Source organism: Kitasatospora sp. NPDC056181 (assembly GCF_042266225.1).
Classification (GTDB): Bacteria; Actinomycetota; Actinomycetes; order Streptomycetales; family Streptomycetaceae; genus Kitasatospora.
In genome coordinates, this window is the sequence record NZ_JBHJUK010000015.1 from 26,817 (window position 1) to 47,092 (window position 20,276).

The window sequence follows — 20,276 nt, forward strand, 5'->3', positions numbered from 1 at the left end:
CTGGTTCGGTCCCGGCGCGGGAGAGAGGGGCACCAACCGGTGTCGTGCCGGCGGATACCCCTCACCCTTGGTACGTCAGGCCTGCTCGGCCGGAGCCTCGGCGGCGGGGGCCTCAGCAGCGGGGGCCTCGGCGGCGGGGGCCTCAGCAGCCGGAGCCTCGGCGGCGGCGGGGGCCTCCTCGGCCTTCTTCTCGCCCTCGATGAGGTCCTTCTCCCAGTCGGCCAGCGGCTGGTCGGCGCCCGGCTCGGCCTTGGCGTCGCCCTTGGCGACACCGGCGCGGGACTTCAGGCCCTCGGCGACGGCGTCGGCGATCACGCGGGTCAGCAGGGTGACGGAGCGGATCGCGTCGTCGTTGCCCGGGATCTTGTAGTCGACCTCGTCGGGGTCACAGTTGGTGTCGAGGATGGCGACGACCGGGATGTTGAGCTTCCGGGCCTCGCCGACCGCGATGTGCTCCTTCTTGGTGTCCACGATCCAGACGGCGCTGGGAACGCGCTGCATGTCGCGGATACCGCCGAGGGTCTTCTCCAGCTTGTCGTGCTCGCGCTGGAGGACCAGGAGCTCCTTCTTGGTGAGGCCGGAGCCGGCCACGTCCGAGAAGTCCAGCTCGCCGAGCTCCTTGAGGCGCTGCAGGCGCTTGTAGACGGTCGAGAAGTTGGTCAGCATGCCGCCGAGCCAGCGCTGGTTCACGTAGGGCATGCCCACGCGGGTGGCCTGCTCGGCGATGGCCTCCTGGGCCTGCTTCTTCGTGCCGACGAAGAGGACGCTGCCGCCGTGGGCAACGGTCTCCTTGATGAACTCGAAGGCGCGGTCGATGTAGTTCAGCGACTGCAGGAGGTCGATGATGTAGATGCCGTTGCGCTCGGTGATGATGAAGCGCTTCATCTTCGGGTTCCAGCGGCGGGTCTGGTGACCGAAGTGGACGCCGCTCTCCAGCAGCTCCCGCATCGTGACGACGGCCATAGCCGTACTCCTAAGGTGTTGCGCCCGGGTCTCGCGCAGCCGACGTCGTGGTTCGCGCGATGGCGCTCACCGCTCGGGCGTCTGCATACGGCCGGGTCAGGCTCGGTTTTGTCCGTGGCAGCCAGGTGACAGCCACGCCTGACGCCCCGAACGTGCCGAGCCGCTTCGGCCCGAGTGGTCCGGGGACCGGTTCGGGCTCGGCGGACCGAGCGGCACTCGCACCTGGCGGGGGCGGCGGCTGAGCCGCATCCGTCCACCGGTGGCGGGGCGTGCGAAGTCGACCCGGCGGACCGGGTCGCGTGTGAAGTGTACGGGAAGCGCCGAGCGGCGGGCGACTCCAGCGGGATGGGAACGGAGGTGAGGGTGGGGACGGTGGGAGAGGGGGAGGGTGCGTCGCGGGGTGGCTTGCGGCGGGTGGGCGTGCGGTGCCGCGGGTGCAGGTGGGCGGGCGTGGGGGTGCGGTGCCGCGGGGGCAGGTGGGTGGGCGTGGGCGTTGGCGTGGGGGTGGGCGTGCGGACACGGGTGGATGTGGACGGACCCGGGTGGGGCGGGCGTGGGGTGGGCGTGGACGGGCGTGGGGTCCCGCGCGTGTACGTGGGTGGGCGTGGCGGTAAGGGCGTCTTGGGTGGGCGCCGGGGCCCGGGTACACCCGTTGGGGGGACGGTGATTGTCCACAGGGGCCGCTTGTCCACAGGAATCGGTGCGGGGCTGGCCGGGGCGGCGGGCTCCGGGGAGTCTCGTGCGCATGAGTGCTGCCGCCGGCATCGCCGGTTCTCACGCCGGAATCCCTTCCGTCACCGGAGTCCCTGCCGTCGGGTCGGCGGGCGCCTCCCGCCCGGTCGCGGCGGTGCCGTCCCCCTCATCATCAGCGTCGCCCTCACCCTCGCCGGCACCTCAACCGCCCGGGCCGGGACACGACCACCGGCCGGCTCTGTTGGCGTTGCTGGTGCTGACAGCTCTGCTGCTGGTCATGCTGCCCGCTCCGGCGGGACACGCGACGGGCGCGGACGTTGGCGTCGGCGGAGGTGGAGGTGGAGGTGGGAGCGGGGGTGGGGGCGGGGACTGGGGCGGGGACTCGAATGGAGCCGTTGGCGGAGGTACCCCTCTTCGCAGAGGTGCCCCGCTGGGCAGGGGTGGGGCCGGCGCTGCGAGTGACCCCGGCTCCGGGCGGGCGTGGCCGGTGGGCGGGCCGGGCGCGCTGGTGGCGCGGTTCGAGGCGCCGCCGACGCCATGGGCCGCCGGCCACCGGGGCGTCGATCTGGCTGCCGCCCCCGGCTCGGACATCCGCGCCGCGGCGCCGGGCGTGATCTCGTTCTCCGGTGTCGTGGCCGGCCGGCCCGTGGTTACCGTCACGCACCCCGCATCCGGCACTCCCCCGCTGCGGACCACCTACCTGCCCGTCACCGGCACCGTCCCCGTGGGCACCGCAGTTGCGGCCGGCCAGGTGATCGGACAGCTCGCTCCCGGCACCGGTCACTGCGCCGGCCGCGACTGCCTGCACTGGGGGCTGCTCCGCGGCGAGCGCTACCTCGACCCTCCGGCACTGCTCGGCGGGGGTGCGTCACGGCTGCTACCGCTCGGCCGCGACCGGTGAGCCCGTCTCCACCCGGCTCCCGCCCAGGCCGTGCAGCGCGAGGGCGACGGCGGCGTCGGCGATCACGTCCGGGCCCTCGGCCGGGCCGGCGGCCCGTTGCTCGGCCTGCCGGACAGCGGCCTCCACGATCCCCTGGAGCAGTGCCGCCGCCAGCCGCGGCTGCTCGTGGCCGAGGTCCTCCAGGGCCTGGATCACCAGACCGACCAGCTTTCCGTGCGCCGCCCGGATGCGCTCGCGCGCTGCCTCGTCCAGCTCCAGTACCGAGATCGCCGTCACCGCCCGGTGGCGCGGGTCCCCGGCCAGCGCGAGCTGACCCCGGACGTACGCCTCGATCCGGCCCGCCGCACTGTCGCTGCTCTCCATGCCGGCCTCGATCTCGGCAGCCCAGAGCGGGAAGTCGACCTCGCAGAGCACCTCGACCACCGCAGCGCGGGAACGGAAGTACTCGTAGACCGAGGAACGCGCCAGCCCGGTGCGTGCCGCGAGCGCGGGGAAGGTCAGGGCCTCCATGCCTCCCTCGGTGAGGAGGCTGCGGGCAGCGTCGAGGAGTGCTGCCCGCTGCAGCTGGCGATGCTCGGCCAAAGTGGCCGCTCGGATCTTCGGCACCCTCCCACTGTACGGAGCCCTACATCCGGCCGATACGGCGCCGCGCACAAGGACGATCCGCAGCGCGCGACCAGGCCGGAAGGCCGGGCGGAGCAGGGTGGAGCCGGGTGGGCTCACCCGGGCGGACGGTCAGTGGAGGTGGAGCCGGAGGCGAAACCGGCGGTGAGACCTGAGGTGCAGCCGGAGGCCTGCAGACACGTGCAGACGCGTGCGAGCGTGCAGGCGCGTATGCGCGGGCGAAGGCGTGCAGGCGGCGGAGGTGTGGAGGCGCGTACGAGGCGGGAGCTCGCGGGCGGGGCGGGGCGCGCTAACGGATGTCGGACAGCTTGGCCCGCAGCTGCAGTACCGACTTGGTGTGGATCTGGCTGACCCTGCTCTCCGTCACCCCCAGGACCTGGCCGATCTCGGCGAGGGTCAACCCCTCGTAGTAGTAGAGCGTCACCACCGTCTTCTCCCGCTCGGGGAGGGTGTTCACCGCCTGGGCCAGCAGCCTGCGCAGCTCCCGGTCCTCGGCCACCTCCACGGGGTTCTCCGCGCCGTGGTCCTCCAGGGTGTCCACCAGGCTCGGCCGGTCCCCGCTCTCCGCGCCCGGGTGGAGGAGTTCGTCGAGCGCCACCACGTTGGCGAGGGAGAGCTGACTGAAGATCGTGTGCAGGTCCTCGATCGCGATGCCCATCTCGGCCGCGACCTCGGGATCGTGCGGCGTGCGGCGCAGCCGCGCTTCCAGCGTCGCGTACGTCCGCTCGACGGCCTTGGCCTTCTGTCGCACCGAGCGCGGGATCCAGTCCAGGGCCCGCAGCTCGTCGATGATCGCGCCGCGGATCCGGCTGATGGCGTACGTCTCGAACTTGATGGCGCGGTCGATGTCGAACTTCTCGATCGCGTCGATCAGTCCGAAGACGCCGGACGAGACGAAGTCGGCCTGCTCGACATTGGAGGGCAGGCCGACGCCGACCCGACCCGCCACGTATTTGACGAGTGGTGAGTAGTGCAGGATCAGCTGCTCCCGGAGCCGCTGGTCACTCGTCTCCTTGTAGGAGCGCCAGAGCTCTTCGAGCGCCGTGCGGTCCTGGCCGCCCGCCGCCCGCCGTGGAGCGGGCGCCTCTGCGGGCGGGGGCACCACGCTCTCGCCCGGGGCGCCCGGCTGGTCGGGAACATCCGGGTGCTCGGAGGCACGGTGCTGCTCGGAGGCGCCGCGCTGATCCGGGGTACTTGGCCGCGCAGGGGCGGCGAGCTGTTCAGAGGTGACGAGCTGTTCGGGGGCGTCCGGCGCACCGGGCGCGTCCGTCCGGTCCGCGTACGCCCCGGTGTGTGCCGGCCGACCGCCCTGCCGGGCGAGGGCCCCCATCGCGCCCGTCGCTTTGGGCGGAAACTCGGTCGCGGGGCGCCGCTCGGTCCGCGGCCCCCCCGAGGACCGAGCGCCACCGGTCACTCTGTGTCCGGGAATGTGTGTGGGCATGCGTTGGTCTGCGCCGTTCTGCCGAGTCATGTGCTGATAGGGAAGGCATGGCGAGCGTAGCGTGACCGACTCACTGCAATGTGCTACCGCCACTCGGTCGTCCCCCGAACCGGTGGCGTTCGTGTCACCGGATCCGGGGACCGGAGACAGTGCCGGATCCGGGCGAGCCACTCTCCTCACCCCTTTACCTCCGCCCTTCCCGGTCGTCACCGGGCCTTTGCTCGGCCATCTCCCAGCCTCGCCTTCCCTGCGTCCCTCCCTCTCCCTCTCGTTCTCATCCGTTCTGTCCCCTGCGCTCGCCCACGCCGCCGGGCTCGCACCGCGCCCCCGCTCCGGTCAGTCGCCTCCCCTTCTCCGCACCAGTCGCCAGTGCGCGCCGTGCCGCTCGACATAGCCGAGCGACCCCAACTCGTAGAGCCGGTTGAGCACTTCGTCCGGCGGCAGTCCGGCCTTCCGGGCCAGCCGTTCCACCGGGGCACCCTCCGCGGTGGCGGGCACGGCCTCCAGCACCCGGGCCACCGCCGGCTCCAGCAGGTCCCTGGGCAGCACCGGACCACTTCGCTGCGGCGCCAGGTCGTCGCCGATCGCCCCGATCAGCTCGGCCACCTCGGACGCGTCGGTGACCAGGGTGGCTCCGCCGCGGATCAGGGCGTGCACTCCGGCGGAGAGCTCCGACGTCACCGGACCGGCGACGCCCATGGTGTGCCGGTTGAGGTCACGGGCGCGTCTGGCCGTGCTGAGCGCTCCACTGCGCAGCGCCGCCTCGACCACCACCGTGCCCCGGGTGAGCGCCGCGATGACCCGGTTGCGCAGCACGAACCGGAACCGGGTCGGGTGCTCGCCCGGCGGGAGTTCGCTCAGCAGGAGCCCCTGCGAGGCGATCCGCCGGATCAGCTCGGAGTTGCCGCGCGGGTAGGCGACGTCGACGCCGCAGGCGAGAACGCCGATGGTCATACCACCGACGGCCAGCGCACCCCGGTGGGCCGAGGCGTCGATCCCGTACGCCGCGCCGGAGACCACGACCCATCCGCGCTCTGCGAGTTCCGCCGACAACTCCCCTGCCACGTGTGCGCCGTACGCCGTGCAGGCCCGTGCGCCGACGACCGCCACCGAACGCAGGGCCAGCAGGCGCAGCGAACCCGTCCCGGCCAGCCAGAGCCCGATCGGCCGCCCGCCCCCGAGGTCGTCCAGCTGGCTGGGCCACTCCGTGTCGCCCGGAATGATGAAGCGTCCACCGGCGGTTCGCACCCGCTCCAGGTCGGAGACGGGGTCCACGTCCACGAGTCTGGCCCGGTAGGCCGCGAGCCTGTCCGCGTCCAGCCCCGGATGGTCGGGTACGGTGCCGTCCCTGATCGCCTGGACGACGTCGGCGGCGGCGAGTTGGGAGAGCCATCGTCCCAGGACGGCGTCGCCCGGCTCGCTGAGCCGGCTCAGCGCCGCCCTGGCCAATCGCTCGGGCCCGGCCTCGGCGGCAGACCCGGGCGGAGGCTGTCGGTGGTTGATCGTCTGGTTCACGGTCTGGTCCCTTCGTGTCCTGGTCCGCTGATCCACGGTCATCCGCCGTTGTCGGCAGGGCTGGCTCGGGCCGCCTTCCCGCCCTTCGGCGAGTGCTTCGGTGCGTCCACCGCCGCCCGGCCGACGCCGAACCGGCCGAAGGCCCGCTCGGTCAGCGGCAGCCCGCGTTCGACACCGGTCCGCAGCACAAGGGCCGTTCGCACGTCCCGTTGGTCCGGGCGGTCCCGGCCGGCGAGGTCGGCGACCGTCCAGGCGACCCGGAGCACCCGGTCCAGGCCACGGGCGGTCAGCAGCCCCCGCTCCAGTTGGCACGCGGCGTCGTTCAACGCGCCGGACGCGAGCTGCCAGCGGGTGCGCAGCTCATGGCCGGGCACCTCGGCGTTGGTACGCCACGGGGTGTGCGCCAGCCGGGCCGCCGCACGCTCCCGCGCGGCCAGCACCCTGGCCGCGACGACCTCCGTGCTCTCCGCCGTGGTGTCCCTCTCCATGAGCTCGACCCTGGTCACGGGGGCCACCTGGACCTGGAGATCGACCCGGTCGAGCAGCGGACCGGAGAGTCTCCCCTGGTACCGGCTGACCATCGCGGGGGTGCATTCGCAGCCCTCTCCGCGGCGCGAGTGCCGCCCGCACGGGCACGGGTTGGCCGCCAGGCAGAGCAGGAACCTGGCCGGGAGCCGGAGCGATCCGGCCGACCGGGCGATCACCACCTCGCCCGACTCCAGTGGCTGGCGCAGTGCGTCGAGCACCCGGACCGGAAACTCCGGGGCCTCGTCGAGGAACAGGACTCCCCTGTGCGCCAAGGAGACCGCGCCCGGTCTGGGCAGGCCGCTGCCGCCGCCGACGATCGCCGGCATGGTGGTCGAGTGGTGCGGAGCGCAGTACGGCGGGCTGTCGATCAGCGGCCTGCCGGCCGGGAGGAGCCCCGCCACGGAGTGCACGGCGGTGACCTCCAGGGCCTCCTTCTGGGTCAGCGGCGGCAGCAGCGCCGGGAGTCGCTCCGCCAGCATCGTCTTCCCGGCTCCCGGCGGGCCCTTGAGGTAGAGGTGGTGACCGCCCGCGGCAGCGATCTCCAGGGCTCGACGGGCCTCGTACTGGCCGGCCACATCGGCCAGGTCGAGGCGTGACGTCCTGTCGTCGGGCAGTCCGCGCACACCCGCGGTGGGGAGCATCAGCCCGGCCATCACCGGGTCCGGACAGCCGGCGATCGGATCCGGTGGCTCCTCCGGCTCGGGGGCACCGGTGAGGACGGCGACCAGCTGGCGCAGGCTGCGCACCCCGATGACGGTGACGCCCGGGACCAGCGAGGCCTCGGCCGCGGTCCGCTCGGCCACCACGACCCGCTGGTACCCGGCGTCGGCCGCGGCCAGGACCGACGGGAGCACACCGCGCACCGGACGCACCCGGCCGTCCAGCCCCAGCTCGCCGATGATCAGCAGATCGGCGATGGCCGACGGGTCCAACCGCTCGGCGGCGGCGAGGACGGCGCAGGCGACGGCGAGGTCGAAGCCGCTGCCGCTCTTGGGGACGGAGGCGGGGCTGAGCCCCACCGTCAGCTTCCGCTGGGGCCAGGCCTCCCCGCTGTTGACGACGGCCGCCCGCACCCGGTCGCGGGCCTCGGACAGGGCTTTGTCGGGCAGGCCGACCAGGGCGAACGCGGCGACTCCCGGCTCCAGATCGGCCTGGACCTCGACGATCACGCCGTCGACGCCGACCAGGGCGACGGAGCAGGTACGGGCGAAGGCCATCTCAGACCACCCCCCGCAGGTGGTCGACCGAGGCCGCGCCGCGGACCCGGTTGATCACGGCCACGAGGTCGATCCGGACGCCGCCGGGCGGGATCGGCGGCCACTGCGGGTCGGCGGGAGCGGGCTGGTACCCGGGGCCGGCCAGCCTGGCGAAGTGACCGGGCCATCGCTCGGCCATCCAGCGCTCGGCAAGGCGTTGGAGCCGGGCGGCCTTGGCCTGGTCGATGGCTTCGCTGGGCTGCTGGAACCCCCGCTCGGAACGGGTCTTGACCTCGCAGACCGCCAGGGTGTCCCCGTCGAGGGCGACGATGTCCAGCTCGCCCTCGACGCAGCGCCAGTTGCGGTCCAGGATGCGGAGACCGGACTCCGCGAGGCGGCGGGCGGCGACCCGCTCACCGTAGCGGCCGAGGGCGTTGTTGGTACCGCGCCCGGCGCCGGCCTTGTCCTGGCCGGCCGTGTCCAGGCCGGGCTTCTCCCCGCCGGCTCTCACCGAGCCGGTCGCCTCCGCCCCGGTCGGCTTCGCCCCGGTCGGCTTCGCCCCGGTCGCCTCCGCGCCGGCCCCGTCCGGTCCGGCCCGTTCCGGGCGCGGCGGAGCCGCCCCGCCGGGCTCGGACGGCCCTGCCTGCGGCCGCCGCACCGCCTTGCGCCGCGGCTCACCACCGGCCCGGGCCTTCGGTGCCTGCGTCGACTGCGTCTGCTTGCGAGTGGTGCGCTTGGTGTCCTGCACGGTGACCACCTCCGCCGGGGAGGTTGCCGTGCGGCCCGGGACGGGACCAGAGGGTTGTTATTTCCTGTGGATAACCCGGGCCTGTGGATAACTTTTGTCACCCGCAGGGGTGAGAATTCTGGAGAACCCGGAAATCCCCTGGACACCGCGGGGCCGGGCGGTCCAACGTCAGTTCCCGAAGCCGGAGTCGTCCGAGGGCAGCTCCAGATCGCTCTTCGCGAGCTCCTCGATGTTCACGTCCTTGAAGGTCAGCACCCGGACCTTGCGGACGAACCGGGCCGGCCGGTACATGTCCCAGACCCACGCATCCGCCATCGACACCTCGAAGAAGACCTCGCCCTGGACCGAGTGCACCTGCAGCTCGTAGTCGTTGGTGAGGTAGAACCGTCGCTCGGTCTCGATCACGTACTTGAACAGGCCGACGACGTCCCGGTACTCCCGGTAGAGCTTGAGCTCCATCTCGGTCTCGTACTTCTCGAGATCTTCGGCACTCATCCAGGCGTCCCCTCAACTTGTCACGTCCACCCATTGTGGACCACCGCACCCGCCGTCAGAGCCTCACCGGAGTGACTGGAGGCCCCTCGGCCACCAGTTGCTCCAGGAAGGCCGCCAGTCCGACCGGGTAGACCGTCTCCGCGGTTTCTCTCAGCTCGTCGACCGTCCACCAGCGCGCCGCCAGCAGTTCCGCGTGCTCGTCCGTCCCCATTCCCGAGTGGTCGAGCACGGTCTCCGTGGTCCGCGCCAGGTGGAACCACTGCTCCTGCTCGTAGCGCCGTCCCCGAAAGGAGAACGAAGCCGTGCCGTACGCAACCACCGGCCCCAGCTCCACTCCCCGCAATCCGGTCTCCTCCGAGAGCTCCCGGACCGCGGCCTCGCGCAGGCCTTCGCCGGCTTCCAGCCCGCCCCCGGGGGTGAACCACCAGGTGACGCCCGGCACCGCCGGGTCGGAGCCCTGGAAGAGGAGGAGGCGGTCCCCCCGGTCGAGCAGCAGGATGCGGGAGGCCCTGCGTCGCTGTGGCTCCATGACGGCTCCTCCTCCCCTCGTGTACCTCGCTGACCCTCCCGATCCTGCCACCCGGCGCGACCCTGCGGGGCGATGTTCGGGAGAGCCGCCCGGGCGGTGGCAGCAGCTGCACCGACTGCGGCCGCCGTGGCGGTGGTCGCCGCTCCGGCTGGCGCGGCGGTGGTCCCCGCGGGCGTGGTGGTCAGGCCGCCGCGCGACGGCGACCGAGCCGCCGGGTCAGGCTCGCCGCACCGCCCGCCGCGGAAGTCACGACGATCACCGCCGCGCCTACAACGGTGGCGTAGAAGGCGGGCTCCAGCGGTCCCGGTTCACCGGCCTTCGGGCCGCCGATCCCGTCGAAGGCCGTCGTGCGGGCGAAGAGCCCGGTGCGGCCGAACGGCAGGACGGTGGCCTCCACCCGGGCCTCCACCTCACTGGCCGGGATCGTGCCGCCGTCGATCTCCAGGTGGAGCCGGGAGTCCAGGGACCCCTGCCGGTTGTCGCCGAGCAGGAACAGCCGGCCGGTCGGCACCTCCACGCTGAACGCGCTGCCCTGGGGGCCCTGCGCCGCCAGGTAGGGCTCATCCACCGGCTTGCCGTTGACGGTCAGCCGCTGGTCCTCCCCGGTGGTGGCCACGGTGTCGCCACCGACCGCGACCACTCGCTTGACCATGAGCTCACCGCCCCAGGCCTGGTCACGGAAGATCACGACGTCGCCGCGGCCGACGGACTTACCGTCGATCTGCCGCGCGACCACGGTGTCACCGACCTTGAGCGTCGGTGTCATCGAGCCCGTCGGGATCCCGTACGGCCGGTAGTCCACCGCCATGACGACGAAGCCTCCGACCAGGAGGATCAGTCCGAGCCCGATCAGCAGTCCCTGAAGCACGGCCGCAGGCCGGCGCCGGGGCCGCGTCACGACAGGCGGGCGGTCCGTCGTCTCGTCCACGACACTGCTCATCGACACCGTCCAACCCCGACCGACCCGGAAACGCTCACGGCGCGCCGGGGCCACAGGCGGAAAACCCGGCGGGCCGTGGCACGTCCGAGCAGATTACTCGTCGGTACCACGGCCCGCGCAAGACCTGGGGGCTCCTCTACTGAGGTCAGGACTCCTTCTTGCGCTCCGTCCGGTCCCTCAGGCGGCGCGTCAGCGGGAGCAGGCCGACGGCGCCGACGGCCCCGGCCACCGGCGGCACGAGCGGCGCGGCCGCCGCCAGCCCCTTCTGGTCGAAGGTGTCCGGCACGGGGAGCGTCGACCAGTGGTTGACCGGCCAGGCCACCACGAACGCACGGCCGATCACGTCGCTCACGGGGACGGTGCCGCCGCCGGGCTGGTCCATGTGGAAGCGGGAGTCCAGCGAGTCCCCGCGGTGGTCGCCCATCACCCAGATCCGGCCCTCCGGCACCTTCACCGGGCCGAAGTCCTTCAGCTGGCAGGGGGTGTTCCCGGGGTAGACGTACGGCTCGTTGAGAGCGACCCCGTTGACCTTGACCGGCCCGTCGCCCTGGCACTCGACGGTGTCTCCGCCGACCGCGATGACGCGCTTGATGAGGTCCTTCTCGTTGTCGGAGGGCATCAGGCCGACAAAGCTGAGCACGTCCTGGACGCCCCGGACGAAGGAGTTGCTGCTCTGCTTGGTGGGCTCGTCGGCAAGCCAGCCGCCCGGGTCGTGGAACACCACGACCTCTCCCCGCTCGGGCTCGGCTCCGAACCACGGAGTCAGCTTGTCCACCAGGACGCGGTCGCCGACCTGAAGCGTGTTCTGCATCGATTCGGACGGAATGGAGAACGCCTGGACGAAGAACGTCTTGATCACCAGTGCCAGGACGAGTGCGATCCCGACCAGGATCGGCAGCTCCTTCCAGAAGGAGCGCTGCTTGCCCTCCTTGCCGCCGGTCTTCTCCTCCGACTGCTCCGCGGATCCCTCCGCGTCACGGAAGTCGTCCGAGGTGTCACCGGTGCCGTTGCCCTGTTCGTCCGCGGACTGGGCCGCCGGGTCCTCGGCCGAAGCCGACGACACCGCGGACTCCGTGGACCGGGCCGCCCGGCCGCCGGAGCCCTCGGGCTCCCCGGCGCCTGAGCGGGCGCCGATCACCAAATCCCCCACAACGTCTCCTCCCAGCTGTGCGGACGCCCGCGCGCCCGCGCTCACAGTGCCGCACAGCGGGCACCACGCTCCACCATCGACCATGAACGCCCCAAGGGCGCCCTCCTCGGGCACACCTGGCACCAGCACAGCCTTCGGACGCAGCCGTTGTCGCCTACCGGCCGCATCAGCACTTCTCTATCACTCCCAGGCATCCGGCTCGCGTTCCCACACGCACGGCCCGGCCGGTCGCCGACCGGCCGGGTCTAGGCCGGGGATCGCTCCGGCCTGCGGCCGACGAGCGGAAGGATGCCCAACACACCCATAACGAGCGGAGGTTCCGCCGGAAGCGGCCCAACCCCCATCGAGTTCGCCGTAGTTCCGCGAGCCTGCGGAGCCGGCGCCACCTTGGAGAGTGAACCCGGCACATCAAGTTGATGAACCCGGCCCACCGGCCACGCGATCACGAACGCCCGGCCCACCACTCCGCTCAACGGGATCGTGCCCTGCCCCGGATTCCCCATGTGGAAGCGGGAGTCGGCCGACACGTCCCGGTGGTCGCCCATGACCCAGAGCCGGCCCTGGGGCACCTTCACCTTGAAGGGCTGGCGGGAGGGCGGGTTCCCGGGCGCCAGGTACGGCTCGTCCACCGGCGAGCCGTTGACGCTCAGCCGGCCCTGGTCGTCGCAGCACTCCACGGTGTCCCCGCCGACACCGATCACACGCTTGATCAGATCCTGCTCGCTCTCGGACGGCAACAGCCCGACGTAGGTCAGAACCTGCTTGGCCCCGCGCAGAACCGGCCCGTCCGTGGACGGCTTGTGATCGGCCTCCAGCCAGCCGCCCGGATCCTTGAAGACCACCACCTCGCCGCGCTCGGGCTCGGCGCCGAACCAGGGGGTGAACTTGTCGACCAGCACCCGGTCCCCGATCTGGATGGTCTGCTCCATCGAACCGGAGGGAATCACGAAGACCTGCACCATGAACGTCTTCATCACCAGCGCCACCACCAGCGCCACCAGGACGATCAACGGGAACTCCCGCAGCAGGGAACGCCTGCGCCGTCGGGCCGCCCGGCGGGCCGTGCGGCGCCGCTCGGCCCTGCCGCGCCCGGAGGTCGGCGACTGCGGGTCGGCCGCCCCCGCCGTCCCCGCCGTCGGTTCCGACGGCCCTGCGGCGGGCTGGTCGGCGGACTTGGCGGTGGAGCGGTCCGCGAGGCGGCCCCTACCTCTGGTCCCCATGGCCACCGGTCCTCCCAGTCGCGGCGAACGCCGCCGGCCGGTCCAGGCTGGTCCAGTGCCCGACCGGGAAGACCACCCACTCCGCGCGTCCGACCACCTTGTCCTCCGGGACGAAGCCGCCGCCGGGTTCGCCCAGGTGATCGCGCGAGTCACGGGAGGCGCTGCGGTGGTCACCCATCACCCAGAGCGCGCCGGGCGGTACCACCACGTCGAAGGCCACGTTCGACGGTTCGTCCCCCGGCGCGAGGTAGGAGGACTCGTCGACCGGCACACCGTTGACCGTGATCCGCCCGCCGGGGCCGGTGCTGGTCACCCGGTCGCCGCCGACCCCGATGACGCGCTTCACGTAGATCGAGTCGCCGGCCGGCACCAGTCCGAGGTCCTGGCCGAACGACCGCAGGCCGTCCCAGAACCCTGTCGGTTCGGTCGGCCCTTTCCGGAAGGTGCCCGTCCCGTCGAAGACCACGACATCGCCGCGCTGCGGGCGACTCCCGAAGGAGTAGGCCAGCTTGTTCGCGACCAGGCGGTCGCCGGTACGCAGGGTGTTCTCCATCGATGCGGACGGCACCGCGAACGGCCGCGCCACGAAGGCGTTCACCAGGAGCAGGGAGAGCAGGCAGATACCGACCAGCAGAAGGAGGTCACGCGACCGCGAACGGCCCGGTTCCTCGACGTCCTCTTCCCCGTCGCGGGCAACGTCCTCCTCAGCGCCGTCCTCCGGGCGCTCGTCCGCCTTCGCCGAGGCCTCCGAGGCTTCTGCAGCTTCTGCGGCCTCGCTCGGCGCATCCCCCAGGCCGGCCTCCGGGCCGACCGCCGCCCCGGACCTGACCTCGGACGCGACCCCGGCCCCGTACCCAGACCCGGGCCCAGACCCGGTCCCGGCCCCGGACTCCGCAACAGCGACCGGAGCGACGCCCGAGGAAACAGCCCCGGAAACGACCGCAGAAACGGCCGCGGACCGCGAGGGCGAGTCCGCACCGGTGGGTGCGGGACAGCCGTCGCGGTCCGCGGATGGTTCGTGCGTGCTCATCGGGGGCTGAGCTTACCCTGCGGCAGCGGCGCCCCCCAGAGCGCTCCGATCCCCCGGCAGAACCGGGGGCCGGTGGATCAGCGGTCGCGCTTCTCCTTGATCTTCGCGGCCTTGCCGCGGAGGTCACGCAGGTAGTACAGCTTGGCGCGGCGAACCGCACCGCGGGTCACGACCTCGATCTTCTCGACGACCGGGGTGTGCACCGGGAAGGTGCGCTCCACGCCGACGTTGAAGCTGACCTTGCGGACGGTGAAGGTCTCACCGACGCCAGCGCCGTGGCGGCGGATGACGACGCCCTGGAAGACCTGGACACGGGAGCGGTTGCCCTCGATGACCCGGACGTGAACCTTCAGGGTGTCACCGGCGCGGAAGGCCGGAATGTCGCTACGCAGCGAGGCCGCGTCGACAGCAGCGAGCTTGTTGCTCATGTTGCTCTCCATCGCAGGCGCCACGGGCCGCCCACGGAAGTTCGTCACGATGGGGTTTGCTGCGGGCCGCATCGGTTGGCGATGTTCCCCCCGTGGCGGGGGCACCGGACCACGTGACCCCTACGGGAGGAGCCCAGCGACAGACAACAGCGGCCTATTCTTCCACACCATCGGCCACGGACCGAAATTGGCCGAGCCGTTCGTCCCAGGCGAGACCGAGGACGCTGAGCGCCTCGCGGTCCTTCTTGTCGAAGGCGCCGTACTGCCAGCGTTCCACCAGGTCGGACCGGTTCGCCAGGGTGCGGGCGAAGGCCTGCTCGCGCCGCCAGCGGGCGATCCGGCCGTGGTTGCCGCTGAGCAGCACATCCGGGACGGTCCGGCCTCGCCACTCGGCGGGCTTGGTGTAGACCGGGCCTTCCAGCAGGTCGGCCATGGCGCCGGGCGCGAAGGAGTCGTCACGGTGGGACTCCGCGTTGCCGAGCACCCCGGGCAGCAGCCGGGCGATCGCCTCGACCATCACCAGGACGGCGACCTCGCCGCCGGCCAGGACGTAGTCGCCGATCGACGCCTCGACCACCGGCATCCGGGTGGCCGCCTCCTCGATCACGCGCCGGTCGATGCCCTCGTACCGGGCCGGGGTGAACGTCAGCCACGGACGGCTGGCGAGTTCCTGGGCGAGCTCCTGGGTGAACGGGCGCCCGCTGGGGGTGGGCACCACCAGCGTGGGCACCTCTCCCGCCGGACCGCGGCCGATGACCGCGTCCAGCGCCTCCCCCCACGGCTCGGGCTTCATCACCATGCCGGGACCGCCGCCGTAGGGACTGTCGTCCACGGTCCGGTGGATGTCGTGGGTCCACTCGCGCAGGTCGTGGACGTGCACGTCGAGCTGGCCGCGGGCACGGGCCTTGCCGACCAGCGAGATGTTCAGCGGCTCCAGGTACTCCGGGAAGATCGTCACGACGTCTATCCGCATCCCGTCCTGCACGGACGACCCGGACGGGCCGGACGGGCCGGACGGGCCGGACGGGCCGGACGGGCCGGACGGGGCGGACGCCGCCTCGGGCCGCTCCTGCGGCTGCACTCCCTCGGCGGTCACTCCGACTCCTCCGGCTCGTCCGCCGCCGCAGCCTGCACGACCTCGGCCTGCTCCGGGTCGATCAGCCCGGGCGGCGGGTCGATCACCACCCGCTGGTTCTCCAGGTCGATGGTCGGCACGATGCGGGTCACGAACGGCACCAGCACCTCCGTGCCGTCGGGCTTCTCCACCGTGAGGAGGTCCTGGTAGGGCAGGTGGACCACCTCGGTCAGTTCGCCGACCGGGGTCCCGTCCAGCAGCACCACGTCCATGCCGATCAGCTGGTGGTCGTAGTACTCCTCCGGGTCGTCCGGGCGCTCGTCCGGGTCGACCTCGGCGATCAGGATGGTGCCGCGCAGCGCCTCGGCGGCGTTGCGGTCCTTGACGCCGGCGAAACGCAGCAGCAGCCGGCCGCTGTGCACCTTGCCGGACTCGACGGTCAGCGGTCCGGCCGACGCGGGGTCGGTGAGCACGACGGCACCGGGGCCGAGCCGGAGTTCCGGCTCGTCGGTGCGGACCTCGACGCTGACGTCCCCCCTGATGCCGTGGGCGCGGCCGATCTTGCCGACGACGAGCTGCACGGTGATCGTTCTCCTGGATGGGTGCTAGGGAAGGCCTAGGGAAGGCAGAGAAAAGAACAGGGCCGCAAGAAAAACGGCGAAGGCCGGCCGGGACGACATGCGTCCCGACCGGCCTCAAGCCTGACGGCTGAACGAGCAGCAGCGTCAGCGAATGCTGTCCACGTCGACCAGGTCGACCCGGACGTTGCGACCGCCGAGGGCGCCGACCACGGTGCGCAGTGCGCGCGCCGTGCGGCCGCCCCGGCCGATCACCTTGCCAAGGTCATCGGGGTGCACTCGCACCTCGATGGTGTTGCCCCGACGCAGGTTGCGCGAGCGCACCTGCACCTCGTCGGGGTGCTCGACGATGCCCTTCACCAGGTGGTCGAGGGCGTCCTCGATCACGATCAGGCCTCGGCGGCGGCGTCGGCCTCAGCCTCGGCCTTGTCCGACTTCTTGGCCTTGGGGGTGATGGCGACACCGGTGGTGGCGTCCTCGAAGCCGGCGACGGCCTTCGCGAACAGGTGCGAGAAGTCCTCGACCTTCGGCTCGGCGACCTTCAGCGGCGCCGGAGCCGGCAGGCCCTTGAACTTCTGCCAGTCGCCGGTCAGCTTCAGGATGGCGAGCACCGGCTCGGTCGGCTGGGCGCCGACGGACAGCCAGTACTGGGCGCGGTCGCTGTCGACCTCGATCTTCGAGGGGTTGTAGGTCGGCTGGTAGATGCCGATCTCCTCGATCGCGCGACCGTCACGCTTGGTGCGGGCGTCGGCGACGACGATGCGGTAGTGCGGGGAGCGAATCTTGCCGAGACGCTTGAGCTTGATCTTGACTGCCACGGGAGTGGATTCTCCTGGTGTTGACGTGGGTGAGCAGCCTTGCCCTCGCGTGGGGTTGCGGGGGTGGGCCGTTCAAGGGACACGCCAGCCGTAGGAGAGAGGGGTCCTGCTCGGCTGCCGAGTACTCAGCTGTCCATTCTGCCATACCGGCGCGAACCGCCTTGACCGGGCTCGGGCGCGACAGGCCACGGACCGCACCCGAAGGGGCCGGGGAGATTCGGGACAGAAGACCGGGAGCACCCGAGCGGGACGAGCCCCGGGAGGCGCCGCCGGAGGCCTGGGAGGCCCGGGAGGGACCGGAGGGGGAGCAGGTCCGAACGGCAGGGGACAGGTCCGACCGGGAGCCCCCGCTCCCGGTCAGCCCAACTCCCACCACCACCGGTCGGCCGGGTGCCGGCCAATCGGGACCGGAAGCAGGTCCGGCGATCAACCGCGCACCGATCGGCGTCGGCGCCACGGACTCGCTCCGGCCGGGGCAGCTGCCCGCACAGCTACCGGCCGCTCCTGCCGACCGCCTCCGCCGACTGCTTCCGCCGACGCCGATTACGCGATCTTGAACGGCTGCTGGCAGGCCCCGCAGACGATGGACGCCTGCGCGAGCACCGACGGGACGACCCGGACGTTGCGCCCGCAGCCGCAGACCGCCTTCACCCGGACGCCGCCCCCGGAGGAGCCGTGCCGGGCGGCCGGGCCGCGGAAGGCCCGCGTGGCGCCGTCACCGGCCACCGCCTCCTGGTGCGCACCGAGGGCGCGGTCCAGGCGTTCGATGGTCTCGGCGTACCGCTCGCGCGTCTCCTTGAGCATGGTCACCTGGGAGAATCCGCTGCTCGCGTGCGGTTCCACCGGGTGCGCCAGGCCCAGCTCCGAGGCGAGGAGCAGGAAGCGTCGGTTGTGGTAGCGGCCGGCGCGCGAGGTGTCCCGGATGTCCCGGGCCGCGGCCAGACCGTGGGCAGCCTCGTGGAGGAGCCGCTCGAAACCGAGCCGCGTGCCACAGGCCGAGGAGGACTCGCCGATCAACGCCTCGGGCGAGGCGAGGTCGGGGAGGTCCTGATGGAAGGCCTGGATGTCGCTCCAGGCGGCGGCCAGTTCGGCCGCGAGAACGAGGGGCTGTGTCGTGCTCACGCTAGACCAACGATGGAGTGCGAGCCGATGTTCCGCGTGTTCCCGTTCCCCGGGAATTCCCAGGAAACTCTCAGGAATGTACGAGCGCGCGCAAATTGCGCGTTCCGGATCTGACGCAAGACCAACCCCCTGCACGTTTGGGCCCGTCGCAGCTCGGCGGGCCTCGTCCCTTTTCTGTCACGGGGAACGGGCTGTCGCTCCCCGGACATACGTACGGCCCATGATCCTGTCGAGTTGACAGGGCCACGGGCCGTACACCGTACCGCTATTCCGTTAATACCGGGAGTTGACCGGCCAGTAGGGATGTCGACGACCGAGACAACGCCGGGGCGGTTACCGTCGGAATTTCCGGCGGCGGCTGCCGGGGCCCGTCATTACTCATCAGTACGAGTCGGTTTCCGGCACCACGAACACCTCGAACGCGCCGGAATCACTCCCGAACGCCCCGAAACGCTCAGCCTCGGATCTTCGGTACCGAACCACCCGACATCGAGCCCTTTGGTATCGAACCCTTTGGCGTCGAACCACTCGCGCCGAACCACTCGCGCCGAACGACGCGCGCCGAACGACTCGCACCGAACCGCGGACGCCGGAACGCCGGAACGCCGGCACCGGAGCACCGAACCACCGGCGCCGGAGCACCGAACCACCGGCGCCAGATCACCCAACCGTCGAAACGGGGCCCCGGCACCGAACCACCGGCACCGGAGCCCCGTCCCCGAGTCGATCAGTAGGCGCGCGCGACGATGGCGATGTTGCCGTCCTGGTCGTCCGTCGCCGGCACGGAGCCGTCGGCGGCCACGATGCAGCGCACCGAGACGCCCTGCTCGGCCAGCTTGGCCTCGCCCTCCGGCCCCAGCTCGGCCCAGGAGATCCGGCCCCAGCCGGTCGCGGCGGCCTCGACGGCCTCGTCGAGGTTCTTCACGTCGACGGTGCGGGCCTCACGGCGCTCGCGGGACTGGCGCAGCAGCAGCGCCTGGTCCTCCTCCAGCACGCCCGGCACGAGCGACGCGAGGGCGTCGATCGAGACCGGCTCCTTGCCGCCGGGGATGCGACGGGCCAGCATCGCGGTGCCGTTCTCCAGGTCGCGCGGGCCGACCTCGATGCGCAGCGGAACGCCCTTGAGCTCCCAGTCGACCGCGCGGCGGCCGAACGGGGTGTCGGTGCGGTCGTCGACGACGACCCGGATGCCGGCGGCCTCCAGCGTGGCGCCGATCTCGCGCACCTTGGCGATCACCGCGTCGTCGCCCTTGATGGCGAGGACGACGGCCTGGACGGCGGCCAGGCGCGGGGGAACCCGCAGGCCGTTGTCGTCGCCGTGGGACATGATCAGGCCGCCGACCATGCGGGTCGAGACGCCCCAGGAGGTCTGCCAGACGTACTCGCGCTCGGCGCCCTGGAGCTGGTAGGTGGTGTTGAACGCCTTGGCGAAGTTCTGGCCCAGCTCGTGGCTGGTGCCCATCTGCAGCGCCTTGCCGTCGCCCATCATGCCTTCGAGCGTGAGGGTGTTGATGGCGCCGGCGAAGCGCTCCTTGGCGGTCTTGCGGCCGAGCACGACGTCGATGCCGAGCACGTTGGTCATGAAGTCGCCGTAGACCTGGGTGTGGATCATCGACGCGTAGTCACGGGCGTCCTCGTACGTGGCGTGGGCCGTGTGGCCCTCCTGCCAGAGGAACTCGGTGGTGCGCAGGAAGACGCGCGGGCGGAGCTCCCAGCGGACCACGTTGGCCCACTGGTTGATCAGCAGGGGCAGGTCGCGGTGGCTCTGCACCCACTTGGAGAAGTACTCGTTGATGATGGTCTCGGAGGTGGGCCGGACGACGACCGGCTCGTCCAGCTGCTTGCCGCCGCCGTGGGTGACCACCGCGAGCTCGGGGGCGAAGCCCTCGACGTGCTCCGCTTCCTTGGTCAGGTAGGACTGCGGGATGAACATCGGGAAGTAGGCGTTCTGAGCGCCGGCCTTCTTGATGCGGGCGTCCATCTCCTGCTGCATCCGCTCCCACAGGCCGTAGCCGTACGGTCGGATGACCATGGTGCCGCGCACCGGACCGTTGTCGGCCAGCTCGGCCTTGTTGATGAGGTCCTGGTACCAGCGCGGGAAGTCGTCCGCCTGGGGGGTGAGAACGGGTGCCTTTGCCATGGGGCGAATGGTACGGGGAGCAGGGCCCTGACTTCGAATCGGTAACGGGCTCGGCAGCGGATCGGCCGTCGGGCCGACCGGCCCGACGGCCCGCACCGCACCTGAACAGCAACGGGATCGGCCATGGGTCGGCCGTGAGTCG

General features: G+C 71.9%; 20 protein-coding genes. 1 reads left to right on the forward strand and 19 read right to left on the reverse strand.

From position 1 onward, the window contains the following. Positions 1-75 precede the first annotated feature (75 nt). Positions 76-963, reverse strand: a complete 888-nt coding sequence (rpsB, locus tag ACFC1F_RS08985; protein ID WP_376156723.1) for a 30S ribosomal protein S2 — start codon at positions 961-963, stop codon at positions 76-78. A 1,180-nt stretch (positions 964-2,143) separates the two neighbouring features. Between rpsB and ACFC1F_RS08990 the strand changes: the two genes are divergently transcribed. Beyond that, the gene (locus ACFC1F_RS08990) at positions 2,144-2,557 is read left to right on the forward strand and encodes a M23 family metallopeptidase (RefSeq protein WP_376156725.1); all 414 of its coding nucleotides are present in this window, start codon (positions 2,144-2,146) and stop codon (positions 2,555-2,557) included. Here the strand turns inward: ACFC1F_RS08990 and ACFC1F_RS08995 are convergent. The 18 genes from ACFC1F_RS08995 to proS all read right to left on the reverse strand — a co-directional run bounded on the left by ACFC1F_RS08995 (position 2,534) and on the right by proS (position 20,134). Then, positions 2,534-3,139, reverse strand: coding sequence for a TetR/AcrR family transcriptional regulator (locus ACFC1F_RS08995; protein ID WP_376156781.1), 606 nt, complete (start codon positions 3,137-3,139; stop codon positions 2,534-2,536). The genes ACFC1F_RS08990 and ACFC1F_RS08995 overlap by 24 nt on opposite strands. Positions 3,140-3,470: 331 nt before the next feature. Then, entirely contained in the window at positions 3,471-4,283 is an 813-nt protein-coding gene (whiG, locus tag ACFC1F_RS09000; protein ID WP_376156783.1) for an RNA polymerase sigma factor WhiG, read from the reverse strand. 675 nt (positions 4,284-4,958) lie between these two features. Then, positions 4,959-6,137, reverse strand: coding sequence for a DNA-processing protein DprA (gene dprA, locus ACFC1F_RS09005; RefSeq protein ID WP_376156727.1), 1,179 nt, complete (start codon positions 6,135-6,137; stop codon positions 4,959-4,961). A gap of 38 nt (positions 6,138-6,175) precedes the next feature. After that, positions 6,176-7,882 (reverse strand): YifB family Mg chelatase-like AAA ATPase, encoded by a 1,707-nt coding sequence (locus ACFC1F_RS09010; protein WP_376156729.1) that lies wholly within the window; start codon positions 7,880-7,882, stop codon positions 6,176-6,178. Position 7,883: 1 nt separating this feature from the next. Further along, positions 7,884-8,609, reverse strand: a complete 726-nt coding sequence (locus ACFC1F_RS09015; protein ID WP_376156731.1) for a YraN family protein — start codon at positions 8,607-8,609, stop codon at positions 7,884-7,886. Between the two features lie 168 nt (positions 8,610-8,777). Then, complete coding sequence (locus ACFC1F_RS09020) at positions 8,778-9,104, reverse strand: DUF2469 domain-containing protein (protein WP_148642766.1); 327 nt, start codon at positions 9,102-9,104, stop codon at positions 8,778-8,780. 55 nt (positions 9,105-9,159) lie between these two features. Next, positions 9,160-9,633 carry an NUDIX domain-containing protein gene (locus ACFC1F_RS09025; protein WP_209411447.1) on the reverse strand — a complete coding sequence of 158 codons (474 nt, stop codon included), beginning with the start codon at positions 9,631-9,633 and terminating at the stop codon, positions 9,160-9,162. Positions 9,634-9,814: 181 nt separating this feature from the next. Next, on the reverse strand, positions 9,815-10,501 hold the full coding sequence (gene lepB / locus ACFC1F_RS09030; RefSeq protein WP_376156733.1) for a signal peptidase I: 687 nt from the start codon (positions 10,499-10,501) through the stop codon (positions 9,815-9,817). A 217-nt stretch (positions 10,502-10,718) separates the two neighbouring features. Continuing rightward, positions 10,719-11,723 carry a signal peptidase I gene (lepB, locus tag ACFC1F_RS09035; protein ID WP_209411444.1) on the reverse strand — a complete coding sequence of 335 codons (1,005 nt, stop codon included), beginning with the start codon at positions 11,721-11,723 and terminating at the stop codon, positions 10,719-10,721. A 245-nt stretch (positions 11,724-11,968) separates the two neighbouring features. Further along, on the reverse strand, positions 11,969-12,733 hold the full coding sequence (lepB, locus tag ACFC1F_RS09040; RefSeq protein WP_374105974.1) for a signal peptidase I: 765 nt from the start codon (positions 12,731-12,733) through the stop codon (positions 11,969-11,971). 193 nt (positions 12,734-12,926) lie between these two features. Next, positions 12,927-13,973 (reverse strand): signal peptidase I, encoded by a 1,047-nt coding sequence (gene lepB / locus ACFC1F_RS09045; RefSeq protein WP_376156735.1) that lies wholly within the window; start codon positions 13,971-13,973, stop codon positions 12,927-12,929. A gap of 77 nt (positions 13,974-14,050) precedes the next feature. Then, positions 14,051-14,401, reverse strand: coding sequence for a 50S ribosomal protein L19 (rplS, locus tag ACFC1F_RS09050; protein WP_063347674.1), 351 nt, complete (start codon positions 14,399-14,401; stop codon positions 14,051-14,053). 154 nt (positions 14,402-14,555) lie between these two features. Continuing rightward, positions 14,556-15,374, reverse strand: coding sequence for a tRNA (guanosine(37)-N1)-methyltransferase TrmD (trmD, locus tag ACFC1F_RS09055; protein ID WP_376156784.1), 819 nt, complete (start codon positions 15,372-15,374; stop codon positions 14,556-14,558). Between the two features lie 119 nt (positions 15,375-15,493). Further along, positions 15,494-16,057: a ribosome maturation factor RimM gene (rimM, locus tag ACFC1F_RS09060; RefSeq protein WP_376156738.1), complete on the reverse strand. Its 564-nt coding sequence runs from the start codon at positions 16,055-16,057 to the stop codon at positions 15,494-15,496. A gap of 144 nt (positions 16,058-16,201) precedes the next feature. After that, entirely contained in the window at positions 16,202-16,441 is a 240-nt protein-coding gene (locus ACFC1F_RS09065) for an RNA-binding protein (protein WP_030306741.1), read from the reverse strand. Between the two features lie 2 nt (positions 16,442-16,443). After that, positions 16,444-16,872, reverse strand: coding sequence for a 30S ribosomal protein S16 (rpsP, locus tag ACFC1F_RS09070; protein WP_045700219.1), 429 nt, complete (start codon positions 16,870-16,872; stop codon positions 16,444-16,446). Positions 16,873-17,415: 543 nt separating this feature from the next. Next, the gene (locus ACFC1F_RS09075) at positions 17,416-17,994 is read right to left on the reverse strand and encodes a hypothetical protein (RefSeq protein WP_148642772.1); all 579 of its coding nucleotides are present in this window, start codon (positions 17,992-17,994) and stop codon (positions 17,416-17,418) included. Positions 17,995-18,721: 727 nt separating this feature from the next. Next, positions 18,722-20,134, reverse strand: coding sequence for a proline--tRNA ligase (gene proS / locus ACFC1F_RS09080; RefSeq protein ID WP_209411440.1), 1,413 nt, complete (start codon positions 20,132-20,134; stop codon positions 18,722-18,724). Positions 20,135-20,276 lie beyond the last annotated feature (142 nt).

Bases quoted from the DNA above. Each gene is read 5' to 3' on its own strand.
- ACFC1F_RS09010 (WP_376156729.1), bottom strand. From the start codon at position 7,882: ATGGCCTTCGCCCGTACCTGCTCCGTCGCCCTGGTCGGCGTCGACGGC.
- ACFC1F_RS09020 (WP_148642766.1), bottom strand. From the start codon at position 9,104: ATGAGTGCCGAAGATCTCGAGAAGTACGAGACCGAGATGGAGCTCAAG.
- rplS (WP_063347674.1), bottom strand. From the start codon at position 14,401: ATGAGCAACAAGCTCGCTGCTGTCGACGCGGCCTCGCTGCGTAGCGAC.
- trmD (WP_376156784.1), bottom strand. From the start codon at position 15,374: ATGCGGATAGACGTCGTGACGATCTTCCCGGAGTACCTGGAGCCGCTG.
- lepB (WP_376156735.1), bottom strand. From the start codon at position 13,973: ATGAGCACGCACGAACCATCCGCGGACCGCGACGGCTGTCCCGCACCC.
- proS (WP_209411440.1), bottom strand. From the start codon at position 20,134: ATGGCAAAGGCACCCGTTCTCACCCCCCAGGCGGACGACTTCCCGCGC.
- ACFC1F_RS09025 (WP_209411447.1), bottom strand. From the start codon at position 9,633: ATGGAGCCACAGCGACGCAGGGCCTCCCGCATCCTGCTGCTCGACCGG.
- rpsB (WP_376156723.1), bottom strand. From the start codon at position 963: ATGGCCGTCGTCACGATGCGGGAGCTGCTGGAGAGCGGCGTCCACTTC.